Annotated in this window: 14 protein-coding genes and 2 pseudogenes; 8 read left to right on the top strand and 8 right to left on the bottom strand. The window is 56.8% G+C overall.

Annotated elements, in window-relative coordinates; all coding sequences use genetic code 11:
* Positions 1 to 86 precede the first annotated feature (86 nt).
* The gene (locus ACQY1L_RS24670; RefSeq protein WP_430262221.1) at positions 87 to 1892 is read left to right on the top strand and encodes an ATP-dependent nuclease; all 1806 of its coding nucleotides are present in this window, start codon (positions 87 to 89) and stop codon (positions 1890 to 1892) included.
* On the top strand, positions 1877 to 3652 hold the full coding sequence (locus ACQY1L_RS24665) for a UvrD-helicase domain-containing protein (RefSeq protein WP_430262219.1): 1776 nt from the start codon (positions 1877 to 1879) through the stop codon (positions 3650 to 3652). The genes ACQY1L_RS24670 and ACQY1L_RS24665 overlap by 16 nt, the downstream gene beginning before the upstream one ends.
* 166 nt (positions 3653 to 3818) lie before the next feature.
* Here the strand turns inward: ACQY1L_RS24665 and ACQY1L_RS24660 are convergent, their stop codons facing one another.
* On the bottom strand, positions 3819 to 4406 hold the full coding sequence (locus ACQY1L_RS24660; RefSeq protein WP_430262217.1) for a hypothetical protein: 588 nt from the start codon (positions 4404 to 4406) through the stop codon (positions 3819 to 3821).
* A gap of 194 nt (positions 4407 to 4600) precedes the next feature.
* Between ACQY1L_RS24660 and ACQY1L_RS24655 the strand changes: the two genes are divergently transcribed.
* Positions 4601 to 5518, top strand: coding sequence for a DUF6929 family protein (locus ACQY1L_RS24655; RefSeq protein ID WP_430262215.1), 918 nt, complete (start codon positions 4601 to 4603; stop codon positions 5516 to 5518).
* 44 nt (positions 5519 to 5562) lie between these two features.
* Here ACQY1L_RS24655 and ACQY1L_RS24650 read toward each other — a convergent pair whose 3' ends face one another.
* The gene (locus ACQY1L_RS24650) at positions 5563 to 6087 is read right to left on the bottom strand and encodes a DUF6428 family protein (RefSeq protein WP_430262213.1); all 525 of its coding nucleotides are present in this window, start codon (positions 6085 to 6087) and stop codon (positions 5563 to 5565) included.
* Between the two features lie 2 nt (positions 6088 to 6089).
* Between ACQY1L_RS24650 and ACQY1L_RS24645 the strand changes: the two are divergent.
* Positions 6090 to 6433, top strand: a pseudogene (locus tag ACQY1L_RS24645) (chloride channel protein); the annotation flags it as partial.
* Positions 6434 to 6468: 35 nt separating this feature from the next.
* Here ACQY1L_RS24645 and ACQY1L_RS24640 read toward each other — a convergent pair.
* The 6 genes and pseudogenes from ACQY1L_RS24640 to dsbD form a co-directional block, all read right to left on the bottom strand.
* Positions 6469 to 6933 (bottom strand): hypothetical protein, encoded by a 465-nt coding sequence (locus ACQY1L_RS24640; RefSeq protein ID WP_430262211.1) that lies wholly within the window; start codon positions 6931 to 6933, stop codon positions 6469 to 6471.
* Between the two features lie 164 nt (positions 6934 to 7097).
* On the bottom strand, positions 7098 to 7706 hold the full coding sequence (locus tag ACQY1L_RS24635) for a DsbA family protein (protein WP_430262209.1): 609 nt from the start codon (positions 7704 to 7706) through the stop codon (positions 7098 to 7100).
* Positions 7706 to 8263: a L,D-transpeptidase gene (locus tag ACQY1L_RS24630; RefSeq protein WP_430262256.1), complete on the bottom strand. Its 558-nt coding sequence runs from the start codon at positions 8261 to 8263 to the stop codon at positions 7706 to 7708. Before ACQY1L_RS24630 ends, ACQY1L_RS24635 begins: the two co-directional genes overlap by 1 nt.
* Positions 8264 to 8425: 162 nt before the next feature.
* Complete coding sequence (locus ACQY1L_RS24625; protein WP_430246493.1) at positions 8426 to 8830, bottom strand: TlpA family protein disulfide reductase; 405 nt, start codon at positions 8828 to 8830, stop codon at positions 8426 to 8428.
* An 87-nt stretch (positions 8831 to 8917) separates the two neighbouring features.
* A pseudogene (locus ACQY1L_RS24620) lies at positions 8918 to 9226 on the bottom strand (prolipoprotein diacylglyceryl transferase family protein); the annotation flags it as partial.
* On the bottom strand, positions 9226 to 11043 hold the full coding sequence (dsbD, locus tag ACQY1L_RS24615) for a protein-disulfide reductase DsbD (protein ID WP_430262207.1): 1818 nt from the start codon (positions 11041 to 11043) through the stop codon (positions 9226 to 9228). The gene dsbD and the pseudogene ACQY1L_RS24620, both read right to left, overlap by 1 nt.
* A gap of 115 nt (positions 11044 to 11158) precedes the next feature.
* On the opposite strand from dsbD, the gene ACQY1L_RS24610 reads away from it, so the two are divergent.
* The 4 genes from ACQY1L_RS24610 (at position 11159) to ACQY1L_RS24595 (ending at position 14754) form a co-directional block, all read left to right on the top strand.
* On the top strand, positions 11159 to 11818 hold the full coding sequence (locus ACQY1L_RS24610; protein WP_343723931.1) for a response regulator: 660 nt from the start codon (positions 11159 to 11161) through the stop codon (positions 11816 to 11818).
* Positions 11815 to 13197, top strand: coding sequence for an ATP-binding protein (locus ACQY1L_RS24605; protein WP_430262205.1), 1383 nt, complete (start codon positions 11815 to 11817; stop codon positions 13195 to 13197). Before ACQY1L_RS24610 ends, ACQY1L_RS24605 begins: the two co-directional genes overlap by 4 nt.
* A gap of 241 nt (positions 13198 to 13438) precedes the next feature.
* A complete protein-coding gene (locus tag ACQY1L_RS24600) occupies positions 13439 to 13960 on the top strand; it encodes a DUF2243 domain-containing protein (RefSeq protein ID WP_430262203.1) in 522 nt (173 codons plus the stop codon).
* A gap of 41 nt (positions 13961 to 14001) precedes the next feature.
* On the top strand, positions 14002 to 14754 hold the full coding sequence (locus ACQY1L_RS24595; RefSeq protein WP_430262201.1) for a cytochrome c oxidase assembly protein: 753 nt from the start codon (positions 14002 to 14004) through the stop codon (positions 14752 to 14754).
* Positions 14755 to 14763 lie beyond the last annotated feature (9 nt).

Here is a 14763-nt window from a genome sequence, read left to right as displayed (position 1 = left end):
GCGAGATTGATCACACACTTGTCTTGGCCATCCCCTTAATGCAACCATGAATCGCGGTGTTTGGCCGCGCGACAGCCGGGGGGGTGATGCGAGTAGCTCGAATAGTGATCCAGAATTTTCGCACGTTCGCGTCACTCGACCTGAATGTCGCGGATGATCTGTGCTGTATCATCGGAGAAAACAATACTGGCAAGACCGCGATCCTTCGCGCAATCCAACTTTGTCTAGATAACATGCTTCCGTCGAGTTTCCGGGCGCTGATGCGCGAGGACATCCACTCCGCGATCGATATCGCCCAGCCCAGCCAGGTTCTGATCGGAATTGAACTGGCTGGGTTCGAGGGACGGGTGAACGAAGAGGCGCTGGTTAGTACCTGGAAGACGGCTGCGGACCGCGCGCGTATATTCTACCGCTTCCGTCCGCGCCCAGCTGTCCGGGAGCAGCTTGCAAGTGGCGACATCGTACCCGGGGCGCTGATTCTTGAGGATTATCAGTGGGAAATCCGGGGTGGCGGCGATCCCGCGATCGACCTCACGGACATTGCATGGAATGACGACGGGATTGGTGAGTCCGTCCGTTTCGCCGATCTGCAATCTTACCTTCTCGTTCATCTGCCCGCGCTCCGCGATGTTGAGAACGACCTGCGCAATCCCCGCCAGTCACCGCTCATCCGCCTAATCGAGGCGTTCGAGATCGATGCGACCGAGCAGGATGCCCTGATTGCCGTCCTCGACCAAGCCAATCAGGCGATCGCGAGCTCGGCGACTATTGCCGAGATAGCAAGGGCAATAGACGTAAGGTTCAAGGATGTCGCTGGCCCCGCCTTCGAGATGGACGCCGCGCTCGGCCTGTCCGCCGCGACGTTCCGCGCGATCATCCGCAACCTGAAAATCATTCTGTCGGACCTATCACTGACCTCGTTCGAACCCGGCCGCAACGGTCTCGGTATGAACAACATCCTCTACATCGCGATCCTGATGGAATACCTACAGCGGCGGATCGCGCTCAATCGCTCGGCCGGCCAGTTGATCCTGATTGAGGAGCCAGAGGCGCATCTACATCCTCAGCTGCAATTCTCGCTGATCGCGGCGCTGCGCGCGATCGGCGTGCAGACCATCCTGACCAGTCATAGCACTCAGGTGACCTCGCAAGTCCCGCTAAGCAGCATTGTATCGCTCACCAAGCGCGAAGACGCGACTGTCGCAGCCGGCAATCTCGCGCTCAATGCGGCGCTGACCGCGCCAGAGATTGCAGATCTCGAACGCTATCTCGACGCAACCAAGAGCGAATTGCTCTACGCCCGCAAGGTTATGCTGGTCGAAGGGCCAGCCGAGATGTTCCTGATCCCGGCACTAATAGAGCAGGTGTACGGCGTGAAGCTCGAGCGGCTCGGTATCTCGCTTATTGCGATTCATGGCGTCCATTTTGACGTCTATGCCAAGCTGTTCCGCGCCGGATCGCTCGAGAAGAAATGCGCCATCGTGGCCGATGCTGACATGAAGCCCTCCGACGCCGAGGACTTCGATCCAGATATGGGCACTCCAGATCTCGTCGCCTTGGAAAACGAGTTTGTGTCCACGTTTGAGGGCGCCACCACTTTCGAACGAGAACTTGTATCGCTTGGGCGCCTGCCTATGCTTATCGAGACCGTCCGTGCTCTCGACGCGCCGCAGATCCTCGCACAGATGGAGCAGGGGTTCGCAACGCTTGCGCTCGGACGATTGAGCCCTGCCGACGAGACAGCACTCCGTATCGAACTTGGCCGTATCACGCTCAATACCGCCAAGCGCTTTGGAAAGGCGCGTTTCGCGCAGATTGCTGCGCGCTACGCCCACCTCGCAACTGATCTGCCGGCCTATATCGAGGAGGCGTATGAGTGGCTCACGGAATGATCCGGCTTACATTGGAACAGCGCGAGGCCGTTGAACATGATGGCAATCTGCTTCTGACCGCGTGCCCAGGAAGCGGCAAGACGCGGGTCATTCTCGCGAAGTTGCTGACACTGGCCGATCAGGTTGTCGGAACGCCACAGTTCATCGGCTGCATTACCTACACCAATGCTGCAGTCGATGAGATCGAGACCAGATTACGCACCTACGGCAATCACGCGATTGCAGACTGCTGTGAAATCTCCACGATCCACGCTTTCTGCCTGCAATTCATTCTTCGTCCCTATAGCTGGCTGTTACCCGAAGTGCCAGCTTCGTTTCAGGTGCTCTCCCGGGAAAACAGTCAGTTTGAGCAGATTGTAACGGCGGTGGAGGATGCATTCGGTCGCATGCCCGCCGGCCAGGTATTCGAGGACTATGAATCGCTTCGTATCGACGTAAACGGCGAACCCTGCGGCCAAGGGATCGAGACAGGCATTGTCACAGAGGAATCCGCCACGCTCTATTGGGAGCGGGTCCGCGCCCACGGATACCTCGATTTCGCGATGATCCTCTATTATTCATGGAAGATCCTCGAACAGCATCCGTTCGTCGGACGCGGCATCGCGAGCCGCTTTGCTTGGCTGCTCATCGACGAATTTCAGGACACAACGGACATCCAGGTCGCCATCTTCGGAGCACTCCAGGAGTTCCTCCATACCCGCTTCTTTCTCGTAGGTGACCAGAATCAGTCTATTATGAGCTTCGCAGGTGCGCGTCCCGAACTTGCCGATCAGTTTGGAAATAAGATCGACGCGCACCGAGATACGACTTTGACCGGCAACTTCCGATGCGGACCGGAGATTGTCGGCGCTGCATCGACACTGATCCCGACCGTGCCGCGGATGCAGGCGGCGGGCGATGCCGCGAAAATCGCGGCACAAGTGAACTACGTTCATGTCGAAAGGCCGATTGACGCCATCACCGACTATTTTCTGCCCGCCTTACAGAATGCCGGCATCCCGCTCGGCAAGGCCGCAATTCTTGCGCCGTGGTGGACACATCTCATTCCCGTTGCCCGTGCCCTCAGAGAACTGGACGTGCCTGTCTTCGGCCCTGGTGCGCGGCCCTACAAACGCAAGCGACTGCTTGCCGGGCTTGCCGAGCAACTCGGAGCTTGCGCCGAGGCCGGCAATTACCTCGGACTCCCGGGGGTGGAGCGGGCGCTGTTTCGGCTCATCGGCGACATCACCGGTAATTCGCGATACGACATGTTCAGTTATGAAGGGCGTCGGTTGGCGCTTGGCCTGATTTATCTCGCTCGTGCGCTTGCTGAAAAGTATCCGGGCGGCGTCGCTTGGCTGCGCGCCATCGCCCGCGAAGCTGGCGACTATCTTGAACAAGAGGAATGGTTGCCTAGCAGCACCAAACAGCCGCTGATCGATTCCGCTGAGGAAATGCTATCCGACATGAAAGCCAGTAAGGTTGACCTGGCAAATCTGCTAATCTCCGATATGGGCCTGTTTGCCAATCCTGAGCAGGCGCTCAAGCTGATTACGCTGCACAATTCCAAGGGACGCGAATTTGATGGCGTTGCTCTGATCTGTATGAATCAGGGCAGTATCCCGCATTTTTCGACATCGACGCAGGAGGCGTACGATGAATCTCGGCGATTGTTCTACGTCGGCCTGACCCGTGCTAAGCGCATCTTACTCGTCGCGTCCGATCAGTCCCACTGGAGAAACAAGCCGACCTCTTTCATCGCGGAGGCTGGTCTTGGGTGATGCTATGCCCGTCACGCATCTTTCGGTTGCCGTTTGCGGTCGGCGGTTTCTTAAAAATCGGCAAGCTTATTACCGTGGCGGATCTGGGCGGTGAAGAATTCCAGAAACTTCATCTGAACCTTGGCCATAGCTGCCGCCAGTCTTGCCGAAAACAGGACAAGGTCGCTCATCGAATATCCCGGAAATTCATGATCGTTGCACGCACGTAGTTAGGAACATTTAAGACACCCTGCCAAGGCCGGCCGTAGGCACGGCCAATCAATATGACGTTATGCGGAAGAAATGGGAATGCCGCATCTTCAACTGTCTCAGCATCGACCCTTATCTCATCAGCATGAATGATCTTATTGCAGGCCTCCCGCAGCAACAGGTCTTCGGTAACCGTCTCTGTCCGACCTTCAGTGGTCAGCGTCCCACAAATCAACGTAACCGGTACAAAGCTCAGCTCATCTTCATCGCGGCGCGGACCACTCATGTGATCGTCGTGTGACCGGTTCATTACCGCTGTGCCAATTAAGAGATGGACAAGCTCATCTTCAACGAACTGATCACGCAAGCCGACGAGAAGATGATGATCGTCATCCGGCAATAAAGCGACGGCGCGGTCACCCATCACGAGGCTGAGCAACCGATAGACATCCTTTAGGACGGTATCGGCGTTAATGACGTAATTGTGTCGACCGATCCAAGCCCGTTGGACGGCAGCATTGCGCTCGACCGGAGCGCTTTCATTTCGAGTTGGTCGGCGGGCCATAGCGTGAGTTCCGATATGTTATAGAGGGCATTATGACATATAATCAGAGCCTTGGTGTCAATTGATTGGCGGGTCGAGGGTTCAAATACCATCAAGGCGTGAAATCAGCGCCTGCTGTCCGATTTCAGTCAAGGCCTCCGTATTTCGCGTCTAAGCCGGTAGATGCAGGGCGTTCATAATGATAGCAAAATAGGATGATTACCGCGACCGAACTACGGACACTGGATGTCTTTCCCGAAAGACCTAATACGCGGCCGTCCTATATAAGCGCCGCGAGCGGTCTGGTCTGCGTCGGCTCACACATTTATGTCGTGGCTGATGACGAGCTATATCTTGGTGTATTTTCCGCGGGCGACAATGAGCCGGGCCGTTTGATCCGCCTATTTGCGGGTGACTTGCCCATCGTCAAAGCTGATCGAAAACGCCAAAAGCCGGACCTGGAGGCGATCGTGTTCATTCCAGCTTTCGAAGAATTTCCGTGTGGTGCTCTGCTGTCTCTGGGGTCGGCATCGAGGCCAAACCGCGGACGAGGTGTTCTTCTTGGTCTTGATCCACAAGGTGCAGTTAGTGGTTCACCCGCGCAAGTCGATATGGCGCCGTTGCTTGGCCCACTCCTTCAAGCGTTGGCCGACCTCAACATCGAGGGAGCAGCCGTGGTTGGCGGTGAATTCCTGCTTTTTCAGCGGGGCAACAAGAAACATATCGAAAACGCGATCATCCATTATCCGCTGCTGCCGGTTCTCGAGGCTGTGCGAGGTCCCGGTACCGCTGCGATTGCGCCATCCGCCATCACGAGGGTGAATCTCGGTGTGATCGAGGGCGTTCCGCTCTGCATCACCGATGCGGCGGCTCTACCCAATGGCGACGTGGTGTTCTGCGCCGTGGCGGAAGACACCGACGACGCGTATCTGGATGGACGTTGCGTGGGGGCCGCGATCGGGATCGTCGACACGACAGGGCAGTTGCTCTCGCTGCACCGGCTCGAACAGCCAGAGAAGGTGGAAGGCATTAGCGCTCACATGGGAAATGACAGGCTGGACCTGCTTCTCGTTACCGATGCGGACGACCCCGCAGTACCGGCAAAGCTCCTGTCAGCATCCTTTCCCCTGTAGCGCTGCGGACCTCTAATTTTGCGGACGCCAAGTGTGCTGCGGCTTTATCCGCAGCATGTGTTTTCGGCGGCGCTCAGTCCGCGACATACTTGTGTTGTCTTCCGGTTCTCCTGCTCAAGCCAACGATCGCGCGGCTTGCAGCTTGCCGGATGCGGCGCGAGTTCAACATGCAATGCGCCATCGCGAAGCCTTGGCATCGATCCGCAGTAGAGCTGCATTGGCCGGATCCCATCGCTCACCTCAAATGTCAGTTTCGCCGATCCATCTAGCTTTACGTGCTCCGAGACCTTGCGGATGATCGCCGCGAACTTGCCCGCTGGCATATGGGTGCGGTCGCCTTCCTCAATGTCCCACTGCTGCAAGAAGATTTCCGACCAGGCTTCCGGGTTGGCGCCGCAATCAAGGGCGGCGAACTGACCGGCTTTCACGTCGGTGACATGGTAGCCGGGCTTCACCGGCCGGCCATCGTAGGAAATGATCAGCGGCACATCGCGGGCACCGTCGATGGTGTCCAGCAGCCGGCCCAGGCTGATGTCCAGTTCCAAAAGGGACTTGTCGATCGCGTTCATAGGAAGCCTTTCCAATTGGTGCCGCCCAAAGGGTCCTTCTGGTCGATGATGCCGGCAAGTACGCGGGCCTGGTCATTGTGCCGGAATTATACGCAGGACTGGTCGATCGCGAGGAGGGCTGAGATAGAATTACGGACTTTGCAAGGTTTCAGAACGACGTCCTGCAGCCGCACATGAATGCACGCCAGGCGGGATGATGTTTGACAAGACCCAGAGTGAAGCGCTTGCAGTCGTAAACGATCTTGTTTAGCGGAAAGTCGTCGGGCAGCTCAGCGAAAGTCACACGTTGCGCCGTTACAGCGAGGAACTCGATCGCCGGCAGCGCGAATTGTCCGGTGAATTTTAAAAACGCCGCGTAAGCTTCGATATGTCGGTCGCCAATCAACGCGTTTCGACGGGTAAAAACTTCCGAAGGCCAACAGCACGCAATATCGTCGACATTTTTCCACCACCATCTTGGGTAAAATCGCCGCGAAGGGCTTTAAGAGCGTATCTTTCTTGACCGATCTCCTCAGCGGTGCGGAAACCAAGACGGCGAAGAATGGGAAGCGGAGGACACCAACCCTGTACAGCGTGCTGAAACAGAAACGCAGTCACCACAGTGGGCAGGGCCAGCCATCTTCTATCAACCGTGGCGGCCAACATCACACCGGTAAAGGCCAGCGTGGACGCGTTGGCCTCTAGCGTGCGCTCGACGTCCCATTCCTGATCAAGTTGTTGAAGCCTTGACTCAATCTCATGCGGATGGACTTCATAGTACCTCAGCCGATCCTCGGTCTCCTTGCGAATCCACTCATTCACTTCATGGGATGTATGACGTTTTACACGCGATGCGGTCGAAGCCATCTGACTTTCCTCCTCGCGGAGAAACCGCTTTTGACAAGAAATGTTCCGTCGCTGCCTTGCGAGTTTTTACAGATAGGAGAGGAGAGGAAGTGCAATGCAGCGCCTCACCCGCTCAAAACTAGTCGAAGCAATGGGCTTCCTCTTGGCCGAGTTGGTCAAACACGTCAGGCGCGCGCCTTGGCAATTGCATCCTTCAATCCCTTTTCATCAAGTACGCCCGGATAAATCGTCTTGCCGATCACGAATGCCGGCGTGCCCGCGAAATTGAAGCCCAGAGCCTGGTTGTAATTTCGGTCCAGAAGTCCGGATATTTTCTTGTTGTTCTTGTTCACAGCGACAGCGATCTCCTTCATGGAAATGCCTGCTCCCGTCAGGGTCTTTTCGACCATCTCCTCAGACAATTTTCCTTTGGTCTTCATCAGCGCTTCAAAGGCGATCTCATATTTTCCGATTTGGGCCGCGCCGAGCACTGCTTGAGCGGCGAATATCGATGCGTTTCCGAAAACCGGCCAGTCTTTCATGATCAGCCGTACGTCACCGTCCTGCTTGACGACCTTGTTCACCATCGGGTGAGACGACTTGCAATATGGGCACTGGTAATCAAAGAATTCGACGACTGTGACTTTTCCCTTGGGATTACCAAGCACTGGCGCCTCCTTGTCGAAGAAAACCTCGTTCATCGACATCTGCTGAGCCCCGGCACTGCGGTTTACAAGCATAAGGCCACCAGCAACTGCCAGGCTCGTGGTCAAAAGATCTCTTCGCGAAAACATCAAAACTCTCCTTTTCCGGATTCTTCCGGTCCAAGCACAACGACGCGGGAACCCTTCGGAACGCGGCTATGCAAATCGATAATGTTCTGGTTGAGCATCCGCACGCATCCAGACGAGACGGACTGGCCGATCGACCACGACTCATTGGTCCCGTGGATGCGGTACAGAGTGTCTTTCCCACCCTGATAGAGATAGAGAGCCCGCGCTCCAAGTGGATTGGCGATGCCGCCCGGCAAGCCGTCGGCCAAGGGAGCATAACGATCCGGTTCTCTCTTGATCATATCCTGCGTCGGAACCCATCCGGGCCATCGAGCTTTACGCTCGATATCCGCCTCTCCGGTAAACTCCAGACCAGCCTTTGCCACGCCGACGCCATATCTCATCGCCTTTTCGTTCTCCATGACGAGATAAGGAAACCTCGCGCGGAGGTAGACCACGATTGTTCCAAGAGCGTATCCGGTGCGGTAGTTGGCAATCTGGCGGACATTTTTGGGATCCATCTTGGCCACATCGACCGCGGGTATGAGGCCTCCGCCGTCCTGAACTACGCCGTACATGGCCTGCACTCTAGGATCGACTGCAGCAGCTCGCAGACGCGTGGAATGCATCGATGTCTGAGCGCAAGCCGAAAGTAGCCAGACGAGCTTAGCGGCGGTCAAGATAAGCCCCGATCCGGGCGATGTTGACAGTCGTGTCGAAGGTTCATTGAATTTTCTTGATCACTCTTGAAGGACGGAAATGGCTTCCAAGAGCGACTCCTTTGAGATTTCCCCTAGATGAGACGTCGCTAACGTTCCATCAGCTCTGACCAGCAGTGTTGCAGGTAGCCCTTGAGCTCCATAGTGGCGGGACAGCGCAAGAAACGGATCAAGCAGTATAAAGTTGAGCTTAATACCTGCGCTCTGAAGATAGCTTTGGATTGCCTCACGGTTCTCGCCCTGGTTGGCAAAGATGAAATCCACGTCCGGATTTTCACGAGCCATCTCTGCGAGCATCGGCATCTCTCGACGACAAGGAGGACACCAGGTCGCCCAAAGGTTGATGACGGCTGGTCGACCATGTCGTTCGGCGAGCACCGCGGTCTTTTCGTCTTGCACGGTCTGGAAAGGCTGGGTGGGCGCCATTGGCGCAACTCCGCTGCTTGTGAGAGTGTTGACGACAAACCAAGCGAAGAACCCGGCCGCCACCGCGCCACCCGCCCACGGGACGTCCCGTAGAGAACGCGCAGCTAGCCACGCGATCCCAATAGCAACCCCGATTGCTGCGCCAGCGAACGAGAATCCGCCCTGCCAAACAGCAAAGATGCGCCAAGGCTCCTCCGCAAAGCTTGCAAAATGATACGCCACGTGGCCAGCGCGGGCTCCCACTAGCCCAGTCACAACGGTTCCCGTTGTGCACGAGCTTAGGCGCGGCCTGTGCCGGGAGAGCAAAGAGCCCACTGTCAGAAAAATAACTACTCCGACGATGACAGCGAGCCGCGGTCCGTCGAAGGCGAAGGGTCCGATCGAAACCGAACCCATTAGTTCGGGTCCCTTGCCTTGAGCGCGGCTTCCGCGAGATCGTCAGCTGAAAATTCCCCAACAAGCCGTGTGGACGCTGCTTCCTTCCGCTCGCTGTCCAGAAACAACATCGTCGGCGGCCCGATGACTTTCAACTGGGACATCATTGCCTGTTTTGCAGCGTCGAGCTGGCTGATGTCCAAGGTTACCAAGCGAACACCCTGCAATGCACGCGCGACCTCCGGCGACGGCAACACCGAACGTTCAATGCTGCGACAGGACACACACCAGTCTGCCGTAACATAGAGTAGCGTTGGCTCCTGTTCGGGGGCCTCGCCGATCAGTTTGATGAGTTCGCTTGTCGATGAGGCTTTGGCAAACATACTCTTCTCGATCGAAGCGACAGATGCCGATCCAGTTGCTGATCTCAATGGAGCAAGAGGGTTCAGTGGATCGGTCGCACCAAGACCGATGCCGACAAAAAGAAGAGCACCCCACAATATGGAGGCAAGGCCGGCTGTCCGCGACAAGACGACGGGCCCCGGGCGTTGTGTGGCGGTCGCTGCTGTAAACACGAACACCCCGAATGCAAGAGCCAAGACTGCCCAACCCAGCAATACGAGGCTTTCTGCAAAGAGGGGTGAGGCCAGCCACAGAGCAGTTGCGAGGAAGAGAAATCCAAAGATGTGGCGAACATTCTCCATCCAAGCCCCCGCCTTAGGCAGAAAATTGCTGCCTGCGGTTGCCATGACGATAAGCGGAATACCTTTGCCCATACCCAGCGCAAACAACGCCAGTGCCCCAACTGCAACGTCGCCCGTGCGCGCGATATAAAGCAGGGCACCGGCGAGCGGCGCCGTGACGCAGGGGCCAATGAACAACGCGGATGAAAACCCGAGTATCATCGCGCCTGGCACGGACCCTCCGCGCTTTCGCGCCGGCGCCATGCGTGCTGTGATGCTGGCCGGGAGCTGGAGGTGGAACAGCCCGAAATTCGAGAGTGCCAAGATGACGAAAAGTGTCGCGATCGCACCGACCGCATAGGTCGATTGAAGAGCGATCTGGAGGTTTTGGCCGGACCAGGCGGCTGCCATGCCCAAAAGTCCGAAGGCACCGGCGAGTGTCAGCACATAGGATGAGGAGAGAACGAACCCCCGCCGGGCAGTCAGCGTTTCTCCTTCCCTCGCCAGCATAGCCGCCACAATCGGATAGATCGGAAATACGCAAGGGGTGAAGGCGAGGAGAAGGCCGAACCCGGCGAAGCCCGCAACCAGCAGGGTCAGCCCGCCGTCAGCGAGCATGCGGTCGATCATCGTCTGGGCATGATCGTCAGAAAGGGTAAAATCCGGCTCGTCAGCGATTTTAGAAAAGGCTGAAGACACCTGCGACGCGCTATTTGTCTTCAACGCTAAAAAAGCTTGGCTGTCTCCGATCCTGAGGGTTGCCATATTGACGGATTTCGTGGTCGGCGGATAGCAAAGTCCGTGATCTTGACACCCCTGATAGGTCACCTTGAACGAATTGGGTGGGTCGGAAATCGTCGCTGAAGCGGACTTATAATAGATCTCCGTACTTCCGAAGTTCGGATCGTCCTTTGTGGTGCCGGGCATTGTTTGAAGATCGAGCGACTTGTCAGCATCATCCTTGGCGCCAAGGTATTCGCGGTAGAGATAATAGCCGTCGGCAAGCTGCCATCTGACTAATGCCCGTCCATCAGCGGTGCGTTCGACAGAAGGCTTGAATGCTTCGTCCATCGGCAAAGGCGCATCTGCGGCACTCGCTGCCAGTGCGGTTATCAGGAGCGCTATGCCTGCCAATACGAACGAGGCGATTCTCATCCACCATTCCTTTTATCAGTTTAATCTATGCGGGAGGGATCTCGTCGTGAGCTTAAGACAGGCTTAAGGTGAGTAGCGGAGAGGCACGACGACTTATCAACTCACGGAGGCGTGATTGCGCATACTTGTGGTCGAAGATGACGCGGTTCTGTTAGACGGGCTGCGCGAAGGCCTGAAATTGATCGGCTTTGCCGTGGATGGTGTCGCAACTGTCTCCGACGCAACAGAAGCGCTTGCCAACGACACCTTCGACGCTGTCGTTCTCGATCGTATGCTGCCTGATGGATCCGGCCTCGATGTGCTCAAGACAATTCGCCGCGCCGGCAATACGACCCCCGTCCTGCTTCTGACGGCGAAGGACGAAGTCGGCGATCGGATCGACGGCCTCGACGCAGGTGCTGACGATTACCTCGGAAAGCCATTTGATCTCGACGAGGTTGCGGCGCGTCTGAGAGCGATTACACGACGCTCGGGTGGGCGCGCCAGCAGTGAGCTCACCGTTCGCGGCCTCAGACTCGATCCGGCCTCCATGTTGGTCCAGTGCGGCGGTGCGGAAGTAAGCCTGTCTCGCCGTGAGTTTTCGATCCTTCACGCACTGATGGAAAGCCCGCAGGTCATTCATTCCAAGCAAGCGCTGGAGCAGCGGCTTTACGGTTGGCAGGAAGATGTCGAGAGCAACACGATCGAGGTACACATCCACAAACTAAGAGCCAAGCTGGGCAGCGCCGCAATCGAGACGGTGCGCGGCGTTGGGTACCGGCTGGGCAATTCATGATGCGGTCCATTCGCCTGCGTCTTTTCGTCATTCTGCTTGCGTCGACGGGGGCCGTGTGGCTGCTCGCGGTCCTGTGGACCTATTTCAGCGTGCAGCATCAGGTCGAAAAGGTGCTGGACGCGCGCCTGACCGAGGCGGCCCGCATGGTCAGTTCGCTCATCACGGACCACCATATCGATGTCGCCGCAGCGGTAAATGCCGCAACCGCGACCGATGTCCCGCTTTCGTTCGAAACGGAACAAGGCGATTACCGGCGGCAGCTATCTTGCCAGATATGGTCTCTCGAAGGCCAGCTCGTCAGTCGCTCGGAAAGCGCGCCACGTATCTCGCTCTCGGACCATCAGGACGGCTTCAGCGAAACGCTGGTCGATGGCGCGCGTTGGCGCGTTTACGCTGTCGTCAATCCAACGCTGAATGTCAGGGTATTGGTAGGAGACAGTTTGGAAATCCGCGATCGCCTTGTTGCCGATGTGGTCAAGGGGCAGCTATTCCCAGCTGTTGCCATACTTCCGGTGCTGGCGCTACTGATCTGGCTGAGCGTTGCTCAGGGTCTCAGGCCGCTCAACCGGATAGCATCATTGATTGCAGGACGCTCGGCCGACGAGCTCCATGCGATCGGCGAAACAAAAGCGCCGAGCGAGATCAAGCCGTTGCTCACATCGCTCAATTCTCTCTTCCGCCGCGTAGAGGAAGCGCGCGACCGCGAAAAGACGTTCATCGCGTATGCGGCCCACGAATTGAAGACCCCTCTCGCCGGCCTAAAAACGCAAGCGCAGGTCGCTTTGCGCAGTGAAGACAAGAATGTCCGTGCAAAAGCTCTCTCGCAAATTTCGAAAAGCGTGGACCGAACGGGAAGGCTGGTCCGCCAACTGATCGATATGGCGTCCGTCGACTCTGCGGATCGAAGAAGCGATTTAGAAGCCGTCAATTTCCCCCTCATGTTCGCGGAACTCATCACCGACCTCGATTCTCTTTGCAGCCGGGCAAAAGTTGCGGTGATCGTCAATGAGCTGAACGTTGGCGAGCTGAGGGTACGAAATGCCAACCTGCTGCGGCTGGCATTACGCAATGTTGTCGAGAACGCGGTCCAGTCCTCTCCGCCGAACACAGTCGTGCTGATAAACAGTCGGATAAACGGCGAGAACGTCGAATTCGAGATAATCGATCATGGTGCTGGTATCGATCCGACTGAGCTGACCAAAGTGCGGGAGCGATTCAAGCGAGGCCATGCAGCGGCTGGCGAGGGGAGCGGCTTGGGACTGGCGATTGTCGATATGGCGATGCTGAAACTGGGTGGTGGACTCAATTTCAAAAGAGTCTCGGACGGTTTTGCTGCCGTACTAGCGCTTCCTCTCGAGAGAAGCGATGCTGACGCCTGATGTAGATTGCCGGCAAATCAATTGTTTCAGCGGACAAAACCAAGCACCCTCTCGCGCGCCGTTGACAGCAGAGAGCAAGCCAGCAGCTTCGAAGCGAGATCCTTAAGTTGCTTTTGGCCTGCCTCGGCTTTGCAACTCTCTATCTGACGGCCAGGGTTCTTTGCTTAGAGTCAAATCTGCTGAGCTCATGGAACATCATAGCATAATTGCAGTTTGATCCTTGATCATTAGGGAGAGGACCATGGCGCAGCAAAACTTGTCAGTATCCAGCGAAACTTTGCCGGTTCAGGCGCCGGGCATTATCCTAGGCATCGGCCTTGGGGGCTTCTTCGATGGTATCCTCCTGCACCAAGTCCTTCAATGGCACCACATGTTCAGCGATGTGTACTCGGTCAATGATGTCCCCGGCCTTGAGATGAACACGCTAGGCGACGGAATTTTTCATACCGTGACGTGGATCTCGGTACTGGTCGGGCTTGGCATTCTCTATTCGCGCGTCACCCAGCAACGGCGTCAAGTGTGGGGGTCTCGCGTCTTATGGGGGTGGATGTTGGTGGGTTGGGGACTATTCAATCTCGTCGAAGGACTCATCGACCACCAAATTCTCGGAATCCATCACGTCCACTCGGGGCCGAACCAGCTTATGTGGGACATGATATTTTTGGCGTCAGGCGTGGTTCTTATGGTGATTGGCTGGATGATGGCACGCAGTGGCAGGCCCATTGGCATTGCAGCAAGTGAACCCATGGGCCGCAACGGATGATTTGCGGTCCGTCCTTCTACCCCTCAATGATCGTGCCCCTGATGCTCGTCGCGCTGGTTGCTTTCCTCTACGCAACAGCCGCATGGCGGCAGCGGGCGGGCGGGCGTGCCTGGAGCGGATGGAGAACGGCGTCGTTCATTGCGGGATGCAGTGTCCTGGCTGTCAGCATGCTCCCGCAGTACCTTCCTTTCCCCGAAGGGGATTTTCGGCAGCACATGCTTCAGCATATCATGATGGGGATGCTCGCGCCTCTGGGGCTAGTGATGGCTGCGCCCGTCACGCTCACATTGAAAACTGTTCCCGCCCGCTATGGTCGGATCATCACTACTGTTCTGCAAAGCCGCCTTTTCCATTTGTGGGCCAATCCGGTTACGGCACTGGCGCTGAACATTGGTGGCATGGCGGCCCTCTATTTTACATCACTTTATTACGAGATGATGATGCAGCCCTGGCTGCATTACGTGGTGCATTTCCATTTCGTAGCGGCCGGCTGCCTTTACACGTGGGTCATTGCAGGTCCTGACCCAGCACCGCGTCGCCCTTCCGTTCCGGCGCGGCTTATCGTGCTGGGCGTCGCGGTTCTGATGCATTCGGTTATGGCGCAGATGCTGTACGCCGGGCTATTCATCGATCTGCCAATCCCGCCGGACCACCTCAAGCATGCGGCTGAGCTGATGTATTATGGCGGTGATATCACCGAGATGCTCCTCGCCTTCGCCTTGGTGTCGACATGGAGACCCTCGGCGAAAACAAGTCAGGCGTATCAACTACGTCGAAGGGCGAGATTCGTCTGATAGGCAATG

This window comes from Neorhizobium sp. DAR64862/K0K3, from assembly GCF_050500185.1.
In the GTDB taxonomy this organism is placed as follows: Bacteria; Pseudomonadota; Alphaproteobacteria; order Rhizobiales; family Rhizobiaceae; genus Neorhizobium; species Neorhizobium soli.
Note: the sequence above shows the minus strand (reverse complement) of the source record. Positions and strands in the feature narration are given on the sequence as shown.

What these genes read in the sequence shown, in the direction of transcription:
- ACQY1L_RS24670 (WP_430262221.1), top strand. Translation starts at nt 87, where the DNA reads ATGCGAGTAGCTCGAATAGTGATCCAGAATTTTCGCACGTTCGCGTCA.
- ACQY1L_RS24660 (WP_430262217.1), bottom strand. Translation starts at nt 4,406, where the DNA reads ATGGCCCGCCGACCAACTCGAAATGAAAGCGCTCCGGTCGAGCGCAAT.
- ACQY1L_RS24655 (WP_430262215.1), top strand. Translation starts at nt 4,601, where the DNA reads ATGATTACCGCGACCGAACTACGGACACTGGATGTCTTTCCCGAAAGA.
- ACQY1L_RS24650 (WP_430262213.1), bottom strand. Translation starts at nt 6,087, where the DNA reads ATGAACGCGATCGACAAGTCCCTTTTGGAACTGGACATCAGCCTGGGC.
- ACQY1L_RS24640 (WP_430262211.1), bottom strand. Translation starts at nt 6,933, where the DNA reads ATGGCTTCGACCGCATCGCGTGTAAAACGTCATACATCCCATGAAGTG.
- ACQY1L_RS24635 (WP_430262209.1), bottom strand. Translation starts at nt 7,706, where the DNA reads ATGTTTTCGCGAAGAGATCTTTTGACCACGAGCCTGGCAGTTGCTGGT.
- ACQY1L_RS24630 (WP_430262256.1), bottom strand. Translation starts at nt 8,263, where the DNA reads ATGTACGGCGTAGTTCAGGACGGCGGAGGCCTCATACCCGCGGTCGAT.
- ACQY1L_RS24625 (WP_430246493.1), bottom strand. Translation starts at nt 8,830, where the DNA reads ATGGCGCCCACCCAGCCTTTCCAGACCGTGCAAGACGAAAAGACCGCG.
- dsbD (WP_430262207.1), bottom strand. Translation starts at nt 11,043, where the DNA reads ATGAGAATCGCCTCGTTCGTATTGGCAGGCATAGCGCTCCTGATAACC.
- ACQY1L_RS24605 (WP_430262205.1), top strand. Translation starts at nt 11,815, where the DNA reads ATGATGCGGTCCATTCGCCTGCGTCTTTTCGTCATTCTGCTTGCGTCG.
- ACQY1L_RS24600 (WP_430262203.1), top strand. Translation starts at nt 13,439, where the DNA reads ATGGCGCAGCAAAACTTGTCAGTATCCAGCGAAACTTTGCCGGTTCAG.
- ACQY1L_RS24595 (WP_430262201.1), top strand. Translation starts at nt 14,002, where the DNA reads ATGCTCGTCGCGCTGGTTGCTTTCCTCTACGCAACAGCCGCATGGCGG.